General features: G+C 69.8%; 17 protein-coding genes and 1 pseudogene. 12 read left to right on the forward strand and 6 right to left on the reverse strand.

The features are described 5' to 3' along the window. The first annotated feature begins 90 nt into the window (after window positions 1-90). The 5 genes and pseudogenes from FPZ12_RS46235 to FPZ12_RS02495 all read left to right on the forward strand — a co-directional run bounded on the left by FPZ12_RS46235 (window position 91) and on the right by FPZ12_RS02495 (window position 3,115). A complete protein-coding gene (locus tag FPZ12_RS46235; protein ID WP_243769635.1) occupies window positions 91-399 on the forward strand; it encodes an LLM class flavin-dependent oxidoreductase in 309 nt (102 codons plus the stop codon). Then, window positions 342-665 (forward strand): LLM class flavin-dependent oxidoreductase, encoded by a 324-nt coding sequence (locus FPZ12_RS46240; RefSeq protein ID WP_243769636.1) that lies wholly within the window; start codon window positions 342-344, stop codon window positions 663-665. Before FPZ12_RS46235 ends, FPZ12_RS46240 begins: the two co-directional genes overlap by 58 nt. Before the next feature lie 165 nt (window positions 666-830). Then, window positions 831-1,142 (forward strand): annotated as a pseudogene (locus FPZ12_RS46245) (LacI family DNA-binding transcriptional regulator); the annotation flags it as partial. 58 nt (window positions 1,143-1,200) lie between these two features. Continuing rightward, complete coding sequence (locus FPZ12_RS46250) at window positions 1,201-1,854, forward strand: LacI family DNA-binding transcriptional regulator (protein WP_424923566.1); 654 nt, start codon at window positions 1,201-1,203, stop codon at window positions 1,852-1,854. Beyond that, window positions 1,757-3,115, forward strand: a complete 1,359-nt coding sequence (locus FPZ12_RS02495) for an MFS transporter (RefSeq protein ID WP_243769638.1) — start codon at window positions 1,757-1,759, stop codon at window positions 3,113-3,115. Before FPZ12_RS46250 ends, FPZ12_RS02495 begins: the two co-directional genes overlap by 98 nt. 131 nt (window positions 3,116-3,246) lie before the next feature. Here the strand turns inward: FPZ12_RS02495 and FPZ12_RS02500 are convergent, their stop codons facing one another. From FPZ12_RS02500 to FPZ12_RS02510, 3 genes are read right to left on the reverse strand one after another with little or no spacing between them, the layout of a single operon-like run. Continuing rightward, window positions 3,247-4,485, reverse strand: coding sequence for a metal-dependent hydrolase family protein (locus FPZ12_RS02500; protein WP_243769639.1), 1,239 nt, complete (start codon window positions 4,483-4,485; stop codon window positions 3,247-3,249). A gap of 40 nt (window positions 4,486-4,525) precedes the next feature. Next, entirely contained in the window at window positions 4,526-5,287 is a 762-nt protein-coding gene (locus FPZ12_RS02505; protein WP_144745865.1) for an alpha/beta fold hydrolase, read from the reverse strand. 20 nt (window positions 5,288-5,307) lie between these two features. Continuing rightward, a complete protein-coding gene (locus tag FPZ12_RS02510) occupies window positions 5,308-6,192 on the reverse strand; it encodes a fumarylacetoacetate hydrolase family protein (protein ID WP_144745863.1) in 885 nt (294 codons plus the stop codon). 148 nt (window positions 6,193-6,340) lie between these two features. On the opposite strand from FPZ12_RS02510, the gene FPZ12_RS02515 reads away from it, so the two are divergent. From FPZ12_RS02515 to FPZ12_RS02525, 3 genes are all read left to right on the forward strand, one after another. Then, window positions 6,341-7,000 (forward strand): FadR/GntR family transcriptional regulator, encoded by a 660-nt coding sequence (locus FPZ12_RS02515; protein ID WP_144745861.1) that lies wholly within the window; start codon window positions 6,341-6,343, stop codon window positions 6,998-7,000. Between the two features lie 101 nt (window positions 7,001-7,101). After that, window positions 7,102-7,758: a GntR family transcriptional regulator gene (locus tag FPZ12_RS02520; RefSeq protein WP_243769640.1), complete on the forward strand. Its 657-nt coding sequence runs from the start codon at window positions 7,102-7,104 to the stop codon at window positions 7,756-7,758. A gap of 151 nt (window positions 7,759-7,909) precedes the next feature. Beyond that, window positions 7,910-9,274 carry an MFS transporter gene (locus FPZ12_RS02525; protein ID WP_144745859.1) on the forward strand — a complete coding sequence of 455 codons (1,365 nt, stop codon included), beginning with the start codon at window positions 7,910-7,912 and terminating at the stop codon, window positions 9,272-9,274. A 35-nt stretch (window positions 9,275-9,309) separates the two neighbouring features. Here FPZ12_RS02525 and FPZ12_RS02530 read toward each other — a convergent pair whose 3' ends face one another. Further along, the gene (locus FPZ12_RS02530; protein ID WP_424923567.1) at window positions 9,310-10,506 is read right to left on the reverse strand and encodes an IS110 family RNA-guided transposase; all 1,197 of its coding nucleotides are present in this window, start codon (window positions 10,504-10,506) and stop codon (window positions 9,310-9,312) included. 240 nt (window positions 10,507-10,746) lie between these two features. On the opposite strand from FPZ12_RS02530, the gene FPZ12_RS02535 reads away from it, so the two are divergent. From FPZ12_RS02535 to FPZ12_RS02545, 3 genes are read left to right on the forward strand one after another with little or no spacing between them, the layout of a single operon-like run. After that, window positions 10,747-11,619 (forward strand): transketolase, encoded by an 873-nt coding sequence (locus tag FPZ12_RS02535; RefSeq protein WP_144745856.1) that lies wholly within the window; start codon window positions 10,747-10,749, stop codon window positions 11,617-11,619. Beyond that, window positions 11,616-12,611: a transketolase family protein gene (locus FPZ12_RS02540; RefSeq protein ID WP_243769641.1), complete on the forward strand. Its 996-nt coding sequence runs from the start codon at window positions 11,616-11,618 to the stop codon at window positions 12,609-12,611. The genes FPZ12_RS02535 and FPZ12_RS02540 overlap by 4 nt, the downstream gene beginning before the upstream one ends. 14 nt (window positions 12,612-12,625) lie before the next feature. After that, window positions 12,626-13,387, forward strand: a complete 762-nt coding sequence (locus FPZ12_RS02545) for an SDR family NAD(P)-dependent oxidoreductase (RefSeq protein ID WP_144745852.1) — start codon at window positions 12,626-12,628, stop codon at window positions 13,385-13,387. A 48-nt stretch (window positions 13,388-13,435) separates the two neighbouring features. On the opposite strand, the gene FPZ12_RS02550 is transcribed toward FPZ12_RS02545, so the two are convergent. Both FPZ12_RS02550 and FPZ12_RS02555 read right to left on the reverse strand, forming a co-directional pair. After that, a complete protein-coding gene (locus tag FPZ12_RS02550) occupies window positions 13,436-14,434 on the reverse strand; it encodes a 2Fe-2S iron-sulfur cluster-binding protein (protein WP_144745851.1) in 999 nt (332 codons plus the stop codon). 1 nt (window position 14,435) lies between these two features. After that, complete coding sequence (locus FPZ12_RS02555) at window positions 14,436-15,659, reverse strand: cytochrome P450 (RefSeq protein WP_144745849.1); 1,224 nt, start codon at window positions 15,657-15,659, stop codon at window positions 14,436-14,438. 140 nt (window positions 15,660-15,799) lie between these two features. Between FPZ12_RS02555 and FPZ12_RS02560 the strand changes: the two genes are divergently transcribed. Then, window positions 15,800-16,741 (forward strand): AraC family transcriptional regulator, encoded by a 942-nt coding sequence (locus FPZ12_RS02560; protein ID WP_144745847.1) that lies wholly within the window; start codon window positions 15,800-15,802, stop codon window positions 16,739-16,741. The last annotated feature ends 1 nt before the right edge of the window (window position 16,742 follow it).

The following is a 16,742-nucleotide window of genomic DNA, read 5'->3' on the forward strand; positions in this document are numbered from 1 at the left end:
TGCCCTGACACCTGAGACGCGTTGGCGGAAACCGTTGCGCACCATAAAGTACGGCGGGCTGCCGCGGCACCAGAAAACGAGTACACGGCCATGAGCCTCGAATTCCTCTGGTACATCCCGAACCAGGCCGAGCCCGGTCACCGTGGCGACGCCGTCGCGGCGGACCACAACGGCCTGGAAACGCTGACCAGGCAAGCGAAGGCGCTGGAACACCACGGGTGGGACGGCGCGCTGATCGGCACCGGCTGGGGGCGGCCCGACACCTTCACCGTCGCCACCGCGCTCGCCGCCAGGACGACGAAGTTCCAGCCGCTCGGCGCACCAGGGAGTTCCTGCGGATCGTGCGGAAACTGTGGACCGAGGAGGACGTCACCTACCGCGGCGAGCACTTCACCGTGACCGGCTCCACCCTCGCCCAGCGCCCGGTCGTCCGCAGTGGACGGTCACATCCCCGGCTCTACTTCGGCGGCGCCTCCCCGGCCGCCGAACAGGTGGCCGCCACCGACGCCGACGTCCAGCTCTTCTGGGGAGAGCCGCTGGACGGGATCGCCGAGCGCATCGAGCGGCTCAAGGGGCTGAGCGAGAAGCTGGGGCGCGAGCATCCGCCCCTGGAGTTCGGGCTGCGGGTCACCACGTTCGTACGGGACACCACCGACCCGGCCTGAGCCGACGCCGAGGCCAAGGTCGCGCGGCTGGCCGAAAACAGGGCCGTCCGTCCACAATGTACGTCCGGCCGCGAGGATCTCCGGCACGCTCGGGAAAGCTGGCGCGGGAACCGCCCGGACGCAACCACCAGCGACCACACCGCCGACGCGAAGACGAGCCCGACGATGATCCAGCCGAGCGCCCGAACCGGGAAACCGCGGACCGCCACGAGGTCACCGTCGGCGATCCGGCGGCGCGGCCGGTCAAGGAACCCAGCATGCGGGAAGCGGCGCGAGCCCGCGGAGCTGCCACAATCGGGCGTTGACGAAGAGGGGTCGAAGGTAGGAGCAGTGGCCAGGAAACGTCCGACGCTCGCCGACGTGGCGAACCGCGCGGGCACGTCGACAGCGGTGGTGAGCTACGTGCTCAACAACGGCCCGCGTCCGGTGTCGGCCTCGTTACGTGCCAAGGTGATCAGCGCTATCGACGAGCTGGACTACCGGCCGGACCGGCGCGCAAGCACTTCGGCGGCCACGCGGCTGGCGGCAGATCGGCCTGCTCGTCCCGGACCTGACGTTGCCGCTGTTCGGCGAGTTCGTGGGGCGGATCGAGGCCGAGGCCCGTGCCCGCGGCCATCTCACGTTGATCGGCAACACCGGCTACGACCCGGAACGCGAACTCGAGTTCACGACCGCGTTCGCCCAAGCCGGGATCGACGGCCTTGTCGTGATCGGGGCGGCGAGCGCGACCGAAACCGCGGAACTGTGCGCGCGGGAACGCGTCCCGGTGGTGTGGATGCACAGCATCCGTGGCGAAGCCGCCGTGCCGATCGTGGGCGTGGACCACGTGCGCGCCGGCGAACTCGTCGCCCGGCACTTCGTCGACGAGCACGACTGCGAGGACCTGGTGTTCGTCGGCGGGTTCACCGGGGCGGACGTTCCCCACGGCGACCGCGAAACCGTGCAGCAACGATTCGCCGGGGCCAGTGCCGTGCGCGAGCACGGCATCACCCAGATCCGCACCGACCTCACCCCGGCAGGCGCGTACTCGGCCGTCAGCGCTTTCCTCCGCAAGTCCCCGACCGCGCCGCAGGCCGTCATCGCGGGCACCTATGCCCAGACCTCCGCCACCATCCGCGCGCCCATCGATTCTTTGCTCTGGATCGGCGACACCTGCGGGTGCCGGACCACGTCGCGGGCACTGCCGTAATCCGTCCGCATCGCGGGAAAGATCCACGCTTTCGGATGAACGAGACGGACCGCGCGTTGACCGGGCAGGCAGGTGGTCAATAAGCACGGAGGATGCAACGCCGCCTGCGACAGCTCGTGCTGCTCGCCGTGGTCGAGGTGCTCGCGATGAGCGTCTGGTTCTCGGCATCGGCCGTGATTCCGGCGTTGCGGGCCGAGTGGTCGCTGTCGAGAGAAGGCGCGATCCTGCTGACGGTCACGGTGCAGGTGGGGTTCGCGGCCGGTGCGGTGGTCTCGGCCGCGCTGAACCTGGCCGACCGGTTCCGCCCGCAGGTGATCATGGGCTGCGGCGCGTTCCTCGCCGCGGCGGCGCGTTCCTCGCCGCGGCGGCGAACGCGGCGTTTCCGTTGTGCGGTGAGACGAAATGGCTCGGCGTGGGGTTGCGGTTCCTCACCGGTTTCGCGTTGGCCGCCGTGTACCCGGTCGGGATGAAGGTCGTCGTCTCGTGGTTTCCCCGCGGTCGTGGCCTCGCGCTCGGTGTTCTGCTGGCAGCGCTCACCGTCGGCTCGGCCATGCCCAACCTGCTCACCGTGCTCAGCTGGCGACCGGTCCTGTTCGGCACCGCGGCGTTCGCGGTGGTCTCCGGCGTGCTCGCGATCGTGGGGGTGCGCCCGGGACCGGAGTTCCCGCCGTCGTCCTCATGGGAGCCCCGCTACGTCCTGCGGATACTGGCCGACCGGCGACAGCGGCTGGTCTTTCTCGGCTATTTCGGGCATATGTGGGAGATGTACGCGTTGTGGGCCTGGCTGCCCGCCTACCTCGGCCCGGGGTCGGGGCCGAGGTCGTTCGTGGTCATCGGAATCTGTGGCACGTTCGGTTGCCTTGCCGGTGGCGCGCTGTCCGACCGGCACGGCCGTCCGCTGGTGGCCATGATCGCGATGCTGGTCAGCGGGGTGTGCTGCCTCCTCTCGGCCGCCGCGTTCGGTACCGTCGCGCTCGTCCCGCTGCTGCTCGTCTGGGGCGCGGCCGTCGTCGCGGACTCCGGGCAGTTCTCCGCCGCGCTGAGCGAACTGACGGACCAGCGCTACGTCGGAACGGCGCTCACCGCGATGACCGCGTGCGGTTTCCTGATCAGCGGGCTCACCATTCAGCTGCTCCCCCTGCTCGCCGACGCGGTGGGCTGGCGCCAGGCGGTGCCGTTGCTCGCGGCCGGGCCGCTCGTCGGCACGCTGGCGATGCACCGCCTCCGCGCACACCAGAACACCGCACGGTTGGCCATCTGATCCGAAACCGGTATGCGTGCGCGTCACTGCCGTTCCGCCAGCACGTCGCGAACACCTTGTCATCGACACCGCCGTCGTAAGCGCGAAACGCGCGGCCGCCATCATCACTGAGCAGGCAGCCGCTCCCGAAGTCAGCGGGTGCCGGGATTTTCCTTGTGGAACACGCCGTCCTTCATGATGTAGTGCAGTTTCTCCTTGTCCTGCAGGACGGTGATGTCCGCGAGCGGGTCGCCGTCGACGAGGAGCAGGTCGGCGAGATAGCCGGGCTGCACCTTGCCGAGCTCGTCCGGGCGGAGCATGATCTCGCCGCCGAGCGCGGTGGCCGCCAGGATCGCCTCCATCGGGGTGAACTCGAAACGTTCGACGAAATGCTGGAGATCACGGGCGTAGGTGCCATGCGGGGTCCACGCGAAGCCGTAGTCCCCGCCGGGCAGCACGCGGATCCCACGCCGGTGCATCTCGATCATGGCGGCGGTCGCCGTCTCCAGTTCCCGTTTGTAGCCCGCGGCTTCGGCGGCTTCCTGCGGGTAGCCGAAATCAGCCGCCTCGTACAGCGTCGCCACGAGCCAGTTCACGCCGGGCGCGACGAAGATCCAGTCCTTGGCGGACTCGAGCAGGTCCATACCTTCTTCGTCGGTGAAGCTGGCGTGATAGACGATGTCGACGCCGTGCCGCACGCACATCTTCACGCTTTCGGCGCTGCGTGCGTGGGCGCACACGCGCTTGCCGCGGCGGTGCGCCTCGGCGACCGCGGCAGCCACCTCCTCGTCGGACATGTAGGTGTCCTCGGCGCGCTGAGTGCCGGTGATCTCCTCGCCCGTCATCGACAGCTTGATCTGGTCGACGCCGATCTCGATCAGGCGGCGGACGGCCTTGCGCATTTCCTCGGGACCGTCGGCGAACCACGTGATGCCCTTGACCAGTTCGCCGCCGGTGACCGCGATCTCCGGCCCGTTGGCGAGGTAGCGCGGCCCCGGGAACCGCCCCGCGTTGATGACGTCCCGGCAGACGACGTCGAGCCGGTCCTTCGCTGAGGCCGCACCGAGACACATGGTGTAGCCGGAGTCGAGATAGGAGCGGGCGGACTCGATCGCGAACAGCAGGTGCTCTTCGACAGGCAACGCGCCGAGCCCCTCGAGGTCCCCGCTGTTGTTCCAGGTGAAGTGGGTGTGTGCGTCACAGAGCCCGGACATCAAGGTCCGGCCCCGGCCCTCGATCACCCTGGCATCGTCGGCCACACCGGGATCCGCGGCGCCGACGGCGACGATGCGGTCGTGGTCGACGAGTACGTCGCCACGGTAGGGCAGCGCCCCGGTCGAGTCCAAAATGGACACGTCACGGAACAGGGTTTTGCGCACCGGCAGGGGCATGATGGTTCTCCTCGTCGTTGAGGTGGGGAAAAGGCTGGAGCTAAAGGAACTTCGACAACAGTCCGGTGACGTCACCCGCGGCTTCCAGCGCGGTCCAATGCCCGACACCGGGCAGCACCGCCACGGTGGCGTCACCGTGCGCCGCGGCAAGTGCCTCACTGACCTCGGGCGGGGCGACCTTGTCGTCGGTCCCGGTGACCAGCAGCAGCGGCAGTTCAGCGGGAACCGGGCCGGGATCGGCTGCGGCCGCGAGCGCCTCGCAGTTGCGGGCGTAGCCCTCCGGGTTCTGCCGCATCACCAGTTCGCGCACGAACGCGGCGACCTCGGGCTTGTCCCGGCGGGTGGTTTCCGACAACGCGTTCGCCACGACGCCGGGCGCCACCGCGGCCGTGCCTTGCTCGCGCAGGACCGCGGCCCGGTCTCGCTGCGCCTGCCGTCCGGGTTCGGCCGGTTCGGCGACCGCGCCCAGCAAGGCCAGCGCGTTGACCCGCCGCGGGTGCCGCGCCGCGAGGGTCCTCGCGACCAAGGTGCCCATCGAGTGCGCCACCACCGCCGCGGAGGCCACGTCGAGGGCGTCGAGGACCGCGGCCAAGTCGTCGGCGTGGGACTCGATGCTGATGTCCCCGCGCAGCCCGGAACGCCCGGCGCCGGCCGAGTCGACCCGGATGACACGGAACCGCGCCGCCAGCGCCTCGGCCTGGATCTGGTAGAAGTTCGACGTGCCACCGAGACCGTGCACCAGCAGCACGGCCGGGCCGTCGCCGTCGACCTCGACCGCCAGCTCGGTGTCGTTGATCCTCATTCGCGTACTTTCCTTCCCGCTCAGGCGATCCGATTGCGCAAGGTGCCGAGTCCGGTGATCGACACCTCGACGACGTCCCCGCTGCGCAGGAACTTCGGTGGTTCGAACCCGATCCCCACCCCGGCCGGCGTACCCGTGGCGATGATGTCGCCCGCCAGCAACGTGATTCCCGCCGAGAGCGTCTCGATCAGGTCGGGGATGTCGAAGATCAGGTCCTTGACCATGGCGAGCTGACGATTCTCGCCATTGACGCTGGTCTCCAGCTCCAGTCCGGTCACGTCGGCGATTTCGTCCGCCGTGACCGCGTACGGCCCCATCGGGCAATGCGTGTCCAGCGATTTCCCGAGCAGCCACTGTTTGTGGTCACGCTGCAGATCGCGCGCGGTCACGTCGTTGATGATCGTGTATCCCCACACGTGCCCGAAGGCGTCCGCCCGGCTGATGCCCCGGCCGCCACGGCCGATGATCACCCCGAGCTCCCCCTCGTAGTCCAGTTCGGTGGTGACCTCGCGATGCGGGTCCACATCGTCGAACGGACCCGTCACCGCCGTTGTGGCCTTGGAGAACAGGATCGGTTTGGCCGGCAGCTCCTGCGACCGGCCCGGGGTGTCGTACCCGCTGCGCCCGAACTCGGCCACGTGCTCGCGGTAGTTCTTGCCCACACAGAACACGTTTCGCCGGGGCTCCGGGATCGGCGCGCGCAGCCGCACCGAATCCAGCGGCTCACCGTCCAGCCCGCCGGCGCGGTCGGCCAGCACCGGGCCGAGCTCGTCCCAGCGCCGGATCAGTTCCAGCATCCCGGTGCCGGCCGGCAGCAGCCCGGTCACATCACGCACCACGCCGGACCCGGTGTCCACCACACCGACCCGGTCCTCCGCCCCAGCGGAGAAGGTCACCAGCTTCATCCAAAGACCAATCATGACCAATAGAGACCAACTCTGACCAGGTTCACCGTACGCGGCGCGCTCAGCCCTGTCGAGAGCCAAGATGGCGCCGGGCAGCCTCGCAATTATTGGTCTCGATTGGTCAGATTCCGTGCAGTAGGATCCAGTCATGACGACGGTCGAGCGTTCCCTGCGCGCCCTGGTAGCCGAGGGCACCCGCGACGGCACCCTCCTGCCCGGCACGAAACTGCCCACCGAACGCGACCTCGTCCAACGCCTCGCCGCGCCCCGAAGCGCCGTCCGCCGGGCGCTCGAAGCGCTCGAACGAGACGGACTCGTCGAACGTCACGTCGGGCGCGGCACCTTCCTCACCGATGCCGCCCATCCGGTCGACGGCGCGCCCGCGGACACCAGCCCGGTCGAGATCATGCAGGTGCGGCAACTGCTCGAACCGCAGGTCGCCGTGCTGGCCGCCCGCGTCGCCACCCAGACCGACCTCGACCACATCACCCAGGCGCTGACGGCCGGCGGCGCGGCCGGCGATTTCGAAGGCTTCGAACGCTGGGATGCCACGCTGCACCGTGCGATCGCCGCCGCCGCCCACAACGGCCTGCTGATGGGCATGTTCGACGTCATGAACACCGCTCGCTCGCTTCCGGTGTGGGGCAACCTCAAACGCCGCACCTCGACGCCCGAACTGCGCGCCTGCTACCACCGCGAGCACACCGACATCGTCGACAGCCTGCGCGACCGCGACCCCGAAGGCGCGGGCGACGCCATGAGCCGCCACCTCCAGCACGTCGCCGACAGCCTCCTCGGCCGGCGCTGACGACGGCCGGAAACCGGCTTGTCGGCTCCTGATCATGACCGTGTCAGGAACCGATCGTTGACTGTCGGCAGCTACCATGGCGGCTGTCGAGAGGAGACGCCTTGTCCGCCGAGTCGCTGCCGACGATGGACCGGAGCACGCTGCGCGAACGGGTGCTGCAGGCACTGCGCACGGCGATCACCTCCGGCGCGTACCGCCCTGGCGACCACCTCGGCGAGGTCGAACTGGCCGGACGGCTGGGCGTCAGCCGCGGCACCGTCCGCGAAGCGCTTCGGCACCTGCAGCAGGAAGGCCTGGTCCAGGCCGGCATGCGCGGCATGCTCCGGGTCAATTCCCTGTCGCAGGAAGAGATCCACGGCCTGTTCCGGGTGCGGGCAGCGCTCGAAGGGCTGGCCGTCACCGAGATCATCGGCGGCCCGCGCCGCAAGAAAGCGGTCACAGCGCTGCGCAAGGCCGTCGACGAACTCGCCGGGGCGGACGACTTCGCCACCCGCGTCGAGGCCGATCTCGGGTTCCACCTGAAGCTGTGCGAACTGTCCGGCAACGCGATGCTGGTCGAGTCATGGCGGCACCTCGAAGGCCGCATCCGGATCACCATCATGAACCGCGGCCCCGAAGGCGCCCCCACGATGATGACGCCGGCCCGGCACGCCCCGATCATCGACGCGATCGACAACGGCGACCTCGACAAGGCGCTCGAGGTCGTGCAGGAGCACATGACCGCCGCGGCCGACCACTTCACCGGCACCGCCGGCTGACCTCCCGCCCCACCAGATTCGGGGCCCTGACGCCGCACGCTTGACAGAACGCTGACCCAGCCTGCATCGTGACTTCCATGTTGAGTGTTGACAGTCAACGCTCAATCCTTGAGCTACCGTTCGCACGCCCCGACGGATCACTGGAGATCTCATGTCTGGACCTGAAAGCCGGCCAGGAGCCGAATCAGTCCGTGCCGCCATCGAGGGCACACCGGCACGACGGCGGGTCGCGATCGGCTCGTCGGTGGGCGCGACGATCGAGACGTACGACTTCATCGGCTTCGGTACCGCCGCGGCCCTCTACTTCAACGACGCGTTCTTTCCTTCCGGCAACCCGCTTTCCGGGACGCTGCTGTCGTTCGCCACGCTCGGCGTCGGGTTCGCGGTGCGCCCGCTCGGCGGGATTCTCGGCGGGCACCTTGGCGACCGGATCGGGCGCAAACCCGTCCTGGTCGGGTCGCTGCTGGTGATGGGCATCGCGACGGTGCTGATCGGCGCGCTGCCCACGTATTCGCAGGTCGGGATCTGGGCCGGGATCCTGCTGGTCGCCGTGCGCGTCGTGCAGGGGCTGGCGTTCGGCGCCGAATGGGGCGGCGCGATCCTGATGACGTTCGAACACGCCCCCTGGCGCAAACGCGGGCTCTACACCGGCCTCACCCAGGCCGGTTTCCCCGTGGGGCTGCTGCTCGCGAACGCGGCGTTCCTGATCAGCGTGCCGCTGGGCGCGCAGTGGGCGTGGCGGCTGCCGTTCCTGCTGTCCGCGATCCTGATCGCCGTCGGTATCGTCATCCGGCTCAAGGTCGAGGAGTCCCCGGCGTTCGAGGAGCTCAAGGCCGAGGGCGAGGTCGCGAAGAACCCGCTGCTGGAAGTCCTGCGCACCGACTGGCCCAACATCCTGCGCGCGTTCTGCCTGCGCGTCACCGAAACCGCCGGCTACGCCCTGTCGATCACCTTCGTGCTCTCCTACCTCAAGAGCGAGGACCTCGCCGGCCGCTCGACCACCCTGTTCGCGCTGATGCTCGCCGCCGGGCTCGGCATCATCGCCACCACGCTGTGGGGCGCGCTGACCGACCGGATCGGGCGCCGCCCGGTCTACCTGCTGGGCACCGCGATCGCCCTCGCCTGGGGCGTTCCGCTGTTCCTCCTGCTCAATACCGGCCGCGCCACCGCGATCGTGCTCGCGTTCATCGTCAGCTACGCGGTGTGCCAGAACAGTCTTGCCGGCGTGCAGGGCGCCTGGTTCTCCGAACTGTTCCACGCCCGCACCCGCACCAGCGGCGCCTCGCTGTCCTACCAGCTCTCCGCCGTCGTCTCCGGCTTCACACCGCTGATCGCGACCGCCCTGTTCAGCGCCGCCGGCTGGATCGGCCCGGCCCTGCTGTTCAGCGCCTTCGGCCTGCTCGGCCTGATCGCCACCCTGCTGACCCGCGAAACGTGGGGCCGGGCCGAACGCGCCGAGGTCGACGCGCTCCAACGCTCACTCGCCACCCCCGCCGCCAACCCGGTCAGCAGCTGAAAACCGTTGCACCCCAAGGAGTCTCAATGAATTTGTCAAGCCGTTTGGGCTGTGGGTGGTGGTGAGTGGTGGAACTCGCGGCCGTCGCGGATCAGTGCCCAGATGAGGTCGACGAGGCGGCGGGCCAGGGCGATCAGGGCTTGGGTGTGGATCTTTCCTTCGTCTCGTTTCTTCTGGTAGAAGGTTCGGGAGGGGCCGTTTTTGACTTTGATGGCGGACAGGGCGGCGAGGTAGAACACGCGCCGCAGGCCGCGGTGGTAGCGGGTGGGTCGGTGCAGGTTGCCGCGCACCCGGCCGGAGTCACGTGGCACGGGGGCCAGCCCTGCGTAGGCGGCCAGGCGCCCGGAGTTGCCGAAGGACGCTTGCAGGTCGCCGCCGGTGTCGGCGAGCAGCTGGGCACCCAGGATCGGGCCGAACCCGTCGACGCTGGTGATCGACCCGGCGGCCGGGTGCTGCCCGAAACGCTCGGTGATCTGCTTGTCGAGGTCTTTGATCTCCCGATCCAGGTCGAGCAGCTGGCGGGCCAGTCTGGTGATCAGGGGCGCGGTGATGGTTTCCCCTGGCAGGGCAACAGTTTGCTCGGCCGCGGCAGCGAGAGCTTTGTCCACTATGGATGGAATTCCCTTGGGCCAGGCGCCGCCGGCTCGCAGGTGCTGGGTCAGGCCGGGTGCGCCCGCTTCCTGGATGGTGGTGGGGGTGCGGTAGCCGGTGAGCAGGATCAGCGGCGAACGCGTCGAGTAGTCGAAGGCCCGCTCCAGGGCGGGGAAAATGCTCGCGAGCAGTTCACGCAGCCGGTTGACTCCGCGGACCCAGTCGGCCATCAGGTCCTCGCGCCGGGCGGTGAGGATTTTCAGGTCGGCCGCGATCTCATCCGGACTCGTCACCGGCGTGAGGTCGCCGCGCAGGCGGGCGGTTTCGGCGATGGTCTTGGCGTCTTTGGCGTCGGTCTTGCCCTCACCGGCGAAGGCGCCGGCCATCCGGTTGACCAGCCGGCCCGGCACGTACATCACCGGCTGCCCCGTGCCCAGCAGCAACGCCACCAGCAGTCCCGCGGCACCCGAGGTCATGTCCACCGCCCACACCACCTCGGCCGCCTTCGCCCGAGTGCGGGCGATCAACTGCTCGATCGCGGCCTGCCCGTTGACCACTTTCCGCGAGAACACCACCCGGCCGGTCTCATCCACCGCGCAGGCGTGGTGAAAGCCCTTGCCCACGTCGATCCCGACCCACATCGTGCGCACCGCCACCCGGCCCGTCCTCCTGTGTCCGCAGCTCAACCCCGTGGACGACCCGCCAGCATCTCCATAAACAGCGACCGAACGCAGATCTCAATCAGCGGCCAGGACGTCCAGAACGGCAGGGCGGCTACTCCTGAGAAACCACCCAACGGCAAGAACTCATCAGCCACACCCCACCGCCCTGGGCATTCAGAACATCCCGTCCTGAACATCAACAACCTTATGGAGGAACTCATGACCTCGGTCAGTCCCGTGTCACCACCGGCCCCGGCCGCGGAGCGCGTCGCGCGCCTGCGCGCCGCCGCCACCCGGATCCGCCGGTCGGCCCTGATCATGGGCGAGGTGCAGGGCCAGGGCTACATCGGCCAGGCACTGGGCGTCGCCGACATCCTGGCCGTGTTCTACGCCCACGGCGACGGTGAACTACGGCTGCGCCCCGAAGATCCGGAGTGGGACGGCCGCGACCGGTTCCTGCTCTCGATCGGCCACTATGCCATCGCGTTCTACGCCGCACTCGCCGAAGCCGGCACGATTCCCCTGGCAGAGCTGGAAACCTACGGCAGCGACGAGTCACGGCTGCCGATGTCGGGCATGGCCACCTATACGCCCGGCATGGAGATCTCCGGGGGTTCACTCGGCCACGGCCTCGGCATCGCCTGCGGGCTCGGGTTGGGGCTGCGATACCGCGGCAACCCCGCGCGCGTGTTCAACCTGCTTTCCGACGGCGAACTCGACGAGGGCTCGACGTGGGAGGCCGCGATGGCCTGCGCCCACCATGAACTCGGCAACGTCACCGCGATCGTCGACGTCAACGGCCTCCAAGCAGACGGCCCCACCCCGGGCGTCCTGCGCACCGAACCGCTCGTGGACAAGTGGCGTGCCTTCGGCTGGCACGCGGTGCGCGTCGACGGCAACGACATCCCGGCACTGCTCGACGGCCTCGACGAGATCCGCGAACACACCGGCGGCCCGTCGGTGCTGATCTGCGACACCCGCATCGGCCGCGGCGTGCCGTTCCTGGAAACCCGGGAGAAGGCGCACTTCATGCCGGTGGCCGAGCACGAATGGCAGGCAGCCCGCGACCAGCTCGAAGGAGACCAGCAGTGACCACCGCGCAGACCCCGCGCAAGAAGCTCACCACCTCAGCGATGATCGCCTCGTTCGCCGACCCGGGCCAGCGCACCAGCCCCGCGCCCTTCGGCCACGCACTCAACCGCCTCGCCGAAGAACGGCCCGAGATCGTCGGCCTGTCCGCCGATCTCGCCAAATACACCGACATGCACGTCTTCCGCGACGCGCACCCCGACCGGTTCTTCCAGATGGGCATGGCCGAACAGGCGATGCTCGGCGCCGCCGCGGGCATGGCCGAAGCCGGGCTCGTCCCCTTCGCCTCCACCTACTCGGTGTTCGCGACCCGCCGCGCGTATGACTTCCTGTGCCTCGACATCGCCGAGCCCGGGCTCAACGTCAACGTCGTCGGCGCCCTGCCCGGACTCACCACCGGCTACGGGCCCAGCCACCAGGCCACCGAAGACCTCGCGATCCTGCGCGCCTGCCCGAACCTGACCATCGTCGACCTGTGCGACTCCGTCGACATCGACCAGGCCGTACCCGCGCTCGCCGACCACCCCGGACCGACGTATTTGCGGCTGCTGCGCGGAAAAGTGCCCACGGTGCTCGACGAGTACGGCTACCGGTTCGAACTCGGCAAGGCGGCGGAACTACGCGGCGGCAAGGATGTCCTGTTCGTCTCCACCGGGCTGATGACGATGCGCGCGCTGCAAGCCGCGGCCCGGCTCGAAGCCGACCACATCGACGCCGCCGTACTGCACGTGCCCACCATCAAACCGCTGGACACCGAGACGATCCTCGCCCAGCTGCGCACCGACCGGCTCGTCGTGACCTGCGAAAACCACACCGTGATCGGCGGGCTGTCCGAAGCCGTCGCCGCCACCGCCGCTTACGGCCGCACGGGCTCGCGCATCGTGGCCGCCGCGCTGCCCGACGAATTCCTCGCCGCCGGCGCCCTGCCCACGCTGCACGACCGCTACGGCTTGTCCACCGACGCGCTCTGCGCGCGCGTCAAAGCCGAACTCTGAACAGGGGACACCACATGACCGTCACCGGCAAAACCGCCATCGTCACCGGCGCCGCCTCCCAGCGCGGCATCGGCCGCGCCACCGCCCACGCGCTCGCCGCCGCCGGATGGAACGTCGCCGTCCTCGATCTCGACGAGGTCGGCGCGAAGGCCGCCGCCGAGGAAATCGTTGCACAGCACGGGGTTCAGGCCTTCGGACTGGGCTGCGACGTCACCGACGAGGACTCCGTCGCGACCGCGCTCGGTACTCTCAGCGCCGACGGTCCCCCGGTCGGCGCCCTAGTCAACAACGCCGGAATCACCTCACCCACACCATTCCTGAACGTCGACGGCACCGAATGGGACCGCATCTTCGCCGTCAACGTCCGAGGAGCCTTCACCATCACCCGCGCCGTCGCACCCGGGATGGCAGAGCGTGGTTTCGGCCGCGTCGTCTTCCTTTCCTCTGTCTCCGCCGAACGCGGTGGCGGCGTCTTCGGTGGCGTCGCGTACTCCGCGGCCAAGGCGGCACAACTCGGCTTCGCCCGCGCGCTCGCTCGCGAGCTGGGCCCGCACGGCGTCACCGTCAACAGCGTCGCCCCCGGACTCATCGACACCGACATCACCGGCGGCCTCCTCGAAGGCGACCGGAAAGCCGCGCTGCTGGCCGGAATCCCGGTCGGCCGCAACGGGCGCACCGCCGACGTCGCCGACCTGATCACCTACCTGTGCCGGGAGGAATCCAGCTACATCACCGGTGCCACCTACGACGTCAACGGCGGCTCCCACATCCACTGACACGGCACGCCAATCCGCACGGGCCAGCACGCACGTGGTCGTTCGGCGTCACTCCGCTGGGGTGAACTTCTCCCGGTGGATCAGCCGCGGCGCCATCCGCCGTCGTTTGAACGCCTTCACCCCCGCCTCGACCATCGCGGGCGGGCCGCACAGCCAGCCGGACCAGCCGCGCCCGCTCGTGACGTCCTCGGCGAACGCGTCGGTCGGGAAACCGCCGCGGTACAAGGGATCCGCCTCGTCGGACAGGACGGGGACGAACCGGAATCCCGCGTGTTCGGCGGCCAGTTCGGCGAACCGGTCGGCGTCGTAGAGGTCGGCGGTCCCGCGAACCCCGTGGTACAGCAGCACTTCCCGCTCCGGGTGGCGGGCCAGCGCGGTGCGGGCGATGCCGGCCAGCGGCGCCAGCCCGGTGCCGCCGCCGATCAGGACCATCGGGCCGCCGTCGTCCTCGGCTTCCGGGGGCAGGTGGAAGTCGCCGAGCGGACCGGTGGCCTCGACGCGGTCACCGACGGCCAAGCAGTCGAAAAGCCAGCCGTCGGTGGCGACCCCGCCCGGTACGCGCCGGACGTGCAGCTCCAGCACCTTGTCCTCGTCAGCGGTGTTCGCCAGCGAGTACTGACGCCGCGCGCCACTGCCGGGCACGACGAGTTCCACGTACTGCCCGGCCTCGAAAGCCAGGGGCTCAGCCAATCCAAGCAGCACCCGGCGGGTGTCCCTGGCGATGTCGGCCACCTGCAACACGGTCGCCGACAGGTCGCGCAGCGGGTGCGTGGCCCGGCCGGAGTCCGAGCCGACCTCCACATCGGACACCGGACGGGCCTGGCAGGCGAGTGCCAGGCCCGCGGCCCGCTCGTCACAGGTGAGCGTGTCCACAGGGGACAGTCCGTGGTCGACGTTTCCGGACAGCACCTGGAGTTTGCACGTCCCGCAGGTCCCCTGGTTGCACGAGTTCGGCATCCACACCCCGGCGCGCAGGCAGGCGTCGAGCAACGTCTGGCCGGCGGCGCAGTCGACCTGGCGGCCGCCGACGGTCACCGCGTGCCCCATCTCAGACCTCCCAGGTGACGTGCAGCGACGTCGGGCCGCGGAAGCCCCAGCCCCAGAACTCCACGCCCTCGCGGGTGTCGCGCTCGAGGTTCGGGATCGCCTCGAACAGTTCCTCCAGCGCGATCCGCATGACGTGATTGGCGAAGTAGATCCCGGCGCAGGCGTGGTTCCCGGCGCCGAAAGCCAGGTGCGGCAAGGGCGGCCGGTGCAGGTCGTACCGCGACGGTGCCTCGTAGTGGCCGGTGTCGTGGTTGGCCGAACCGTACGACAGCATCACCGGCGTCCCCTCGGGCAGTTCCACCCCGGCGACGGTGACCGGCTTCGTGGAGATGCGCGCGGTGGCCGACCAGATCGGCGACGTCCACCGCAGCCCTTCGGAGATCGCGCGCGGCACCAGCTGCGGGTCGTCGACGACCTCCTCCAGCTGCTCCGGCCTGCTGAACAGCCCGACGAGCGTGGAAGCCATGCCGTGCCCCGGTTCCTGCATCGCGCCGAGCAGGTACACGTAGATCGTCGGGTAGATGTACTCGCGGTCGCGGGTCCGCCCCGGCGGCATGCCGTCGTGCAGCCAATGCGAGATCGCGCTGTCGTCCGGGTCGGTGATCCAGCGGTCGATCAGGGGGTCGACGGTCGCGCGGATCTCTGCCTTCGCCTGGTCGCCCTCCGCGAAGCCCTCCGGGTTGGCGAACTCGCCGTGCTCGTCGACGGCCGCGTTGGTGAACGAGCGGCTCAGCTTGGCGAACCACTCGCGCAGCTTGTCCGAGTCCACCTCGTGCAGGCCCAGCAGATCGCCGAGCGCGCGCACGCTGACCGGCTCGCAGTACTGCGAGACCAGCTCGGCACTGCCGTCGTTCTCGAACCGCGCCAGGTAGCGGCGGGCGATCGGGCGGACCAGGTCCTCGATCCAGCGGTCCACCTCCACCGGCTGCAGCGCCGGCTCGACCATCGAGCGCAGGTCCGCGTGCACGTCGCCGTTGACGCCGATGATCGCCGGATGCCCGAAGGTGCGGCCACCGGCGGGGGTGATCACGGCTTCGAAGTCCGGGCTCGTGGCGACCTCGCGGCACACCTCGGCGGTCGAGGCGACGTACGAACCGAGCACCGGCACGAAGGCCAGCGGTGCCTGCTCGCGAAGCCGTTCATAAATGGCGTACGGATCGCGTTCCAGCTCGGTCATCGTGACCTCGTCGAGCCAGGCCAGATCAGGGCGTTCGGTGGTGGTCATCGCCGGGTTCCTCCCACGTCGTCGTAAGGGACGGATCCGGACGTTAGGAAGCTCGGACGCCTGTGGCGACACGCTTCGCGCGGGACCGGCACGGATCGCGCGCCGAGTTGCTGACCTGGTGTTCTGGTAGCGTCCCAGCCATGCGCGCACGGCGTAGTGCGCCGCCGCGGGACTGGCAGCAGGCGTCCCGGAAGGTGGCGGAGGCCTATTTCCCGCACGAGCTGACACCGCTCGGCGGGGGCCGCGATCCGCGCCTGACCCTGCACACCCTCGACCTCGGCCCGGTGCTCGTCGGGCACGTCGGCTGGGGCGCGGACGTGCGGATCGCCTGCGACTACCCGGGCGCCTACGAGATCAACATGCCGCTCACCGGGCATCTGGAAAGCCTCGGCCGGCACGGCGCGGTCACGTCGGTGCCCGGCCAGGCCACCGTGTTCCGTTCGGACACTCCCTCGGAGATCAGCCACTGGGACGCGACCTGCACGGTGCTCGGCGTGAAGTTCGACAGCACCTGGCTCGCCCGCGAGGCCGAACGCGTGCTCGGTACCGACCGCACCGCGCTGCGCGGGACTCTGCCCGAACAACTCGAACTGGGCGCGGGCCCGGGCCGCGGATGGCGGCAGCTCGTCGGCAGCCTCGCCGCGCACCTGCACGACCCGCACCTGTTCGGCGACTGCGACCTCGTCCGGGAGCAGCTCGCCGGGGCGGTCGCCGCGAGCTTCCTGCTGGCCGGATGCCCCGAGGCCGGCGCGGGCCCGGCGCCGCGCCCCCGCGCGATCCGCCGGGTGGTCGACCAGCTGCACGACGACCCCGGCCGCGCTTGGACGGCAAGCGAGATGGCGGCGGTCGCGGGCACGAGCGTGCGGCGGCTGCAGGAAGGGTTCCGGCAGTGGGTCGGCTGCGCGCCGATGGAATACCTGGCCGGTATCCGGCTCCAGCGGGCGGACGCCGACCTGGCGGCCGATCCGCGGCGCACGATCAGTGAAGTGGCGGCGTACTGGGGATTTTCCAGCGCCAGCCGATTCGCGGCGGCCTACCGGCGCCGGTACGGCCTCTCCCCCGCACAAGCACGACGCGGTTAGG

Source organism: Amycolatopsis acidicola (genome assembly GCF_007713735.2).
In the GTDB taxonomy this organism is placed as follows: domain Bacteria; phylum Actinomycetota; class Actinomycetes; order Mycobacteriales; family Pseudonocardiaceae; genus Amycolatopsis_E; species Amycolatopsis_E acidicola.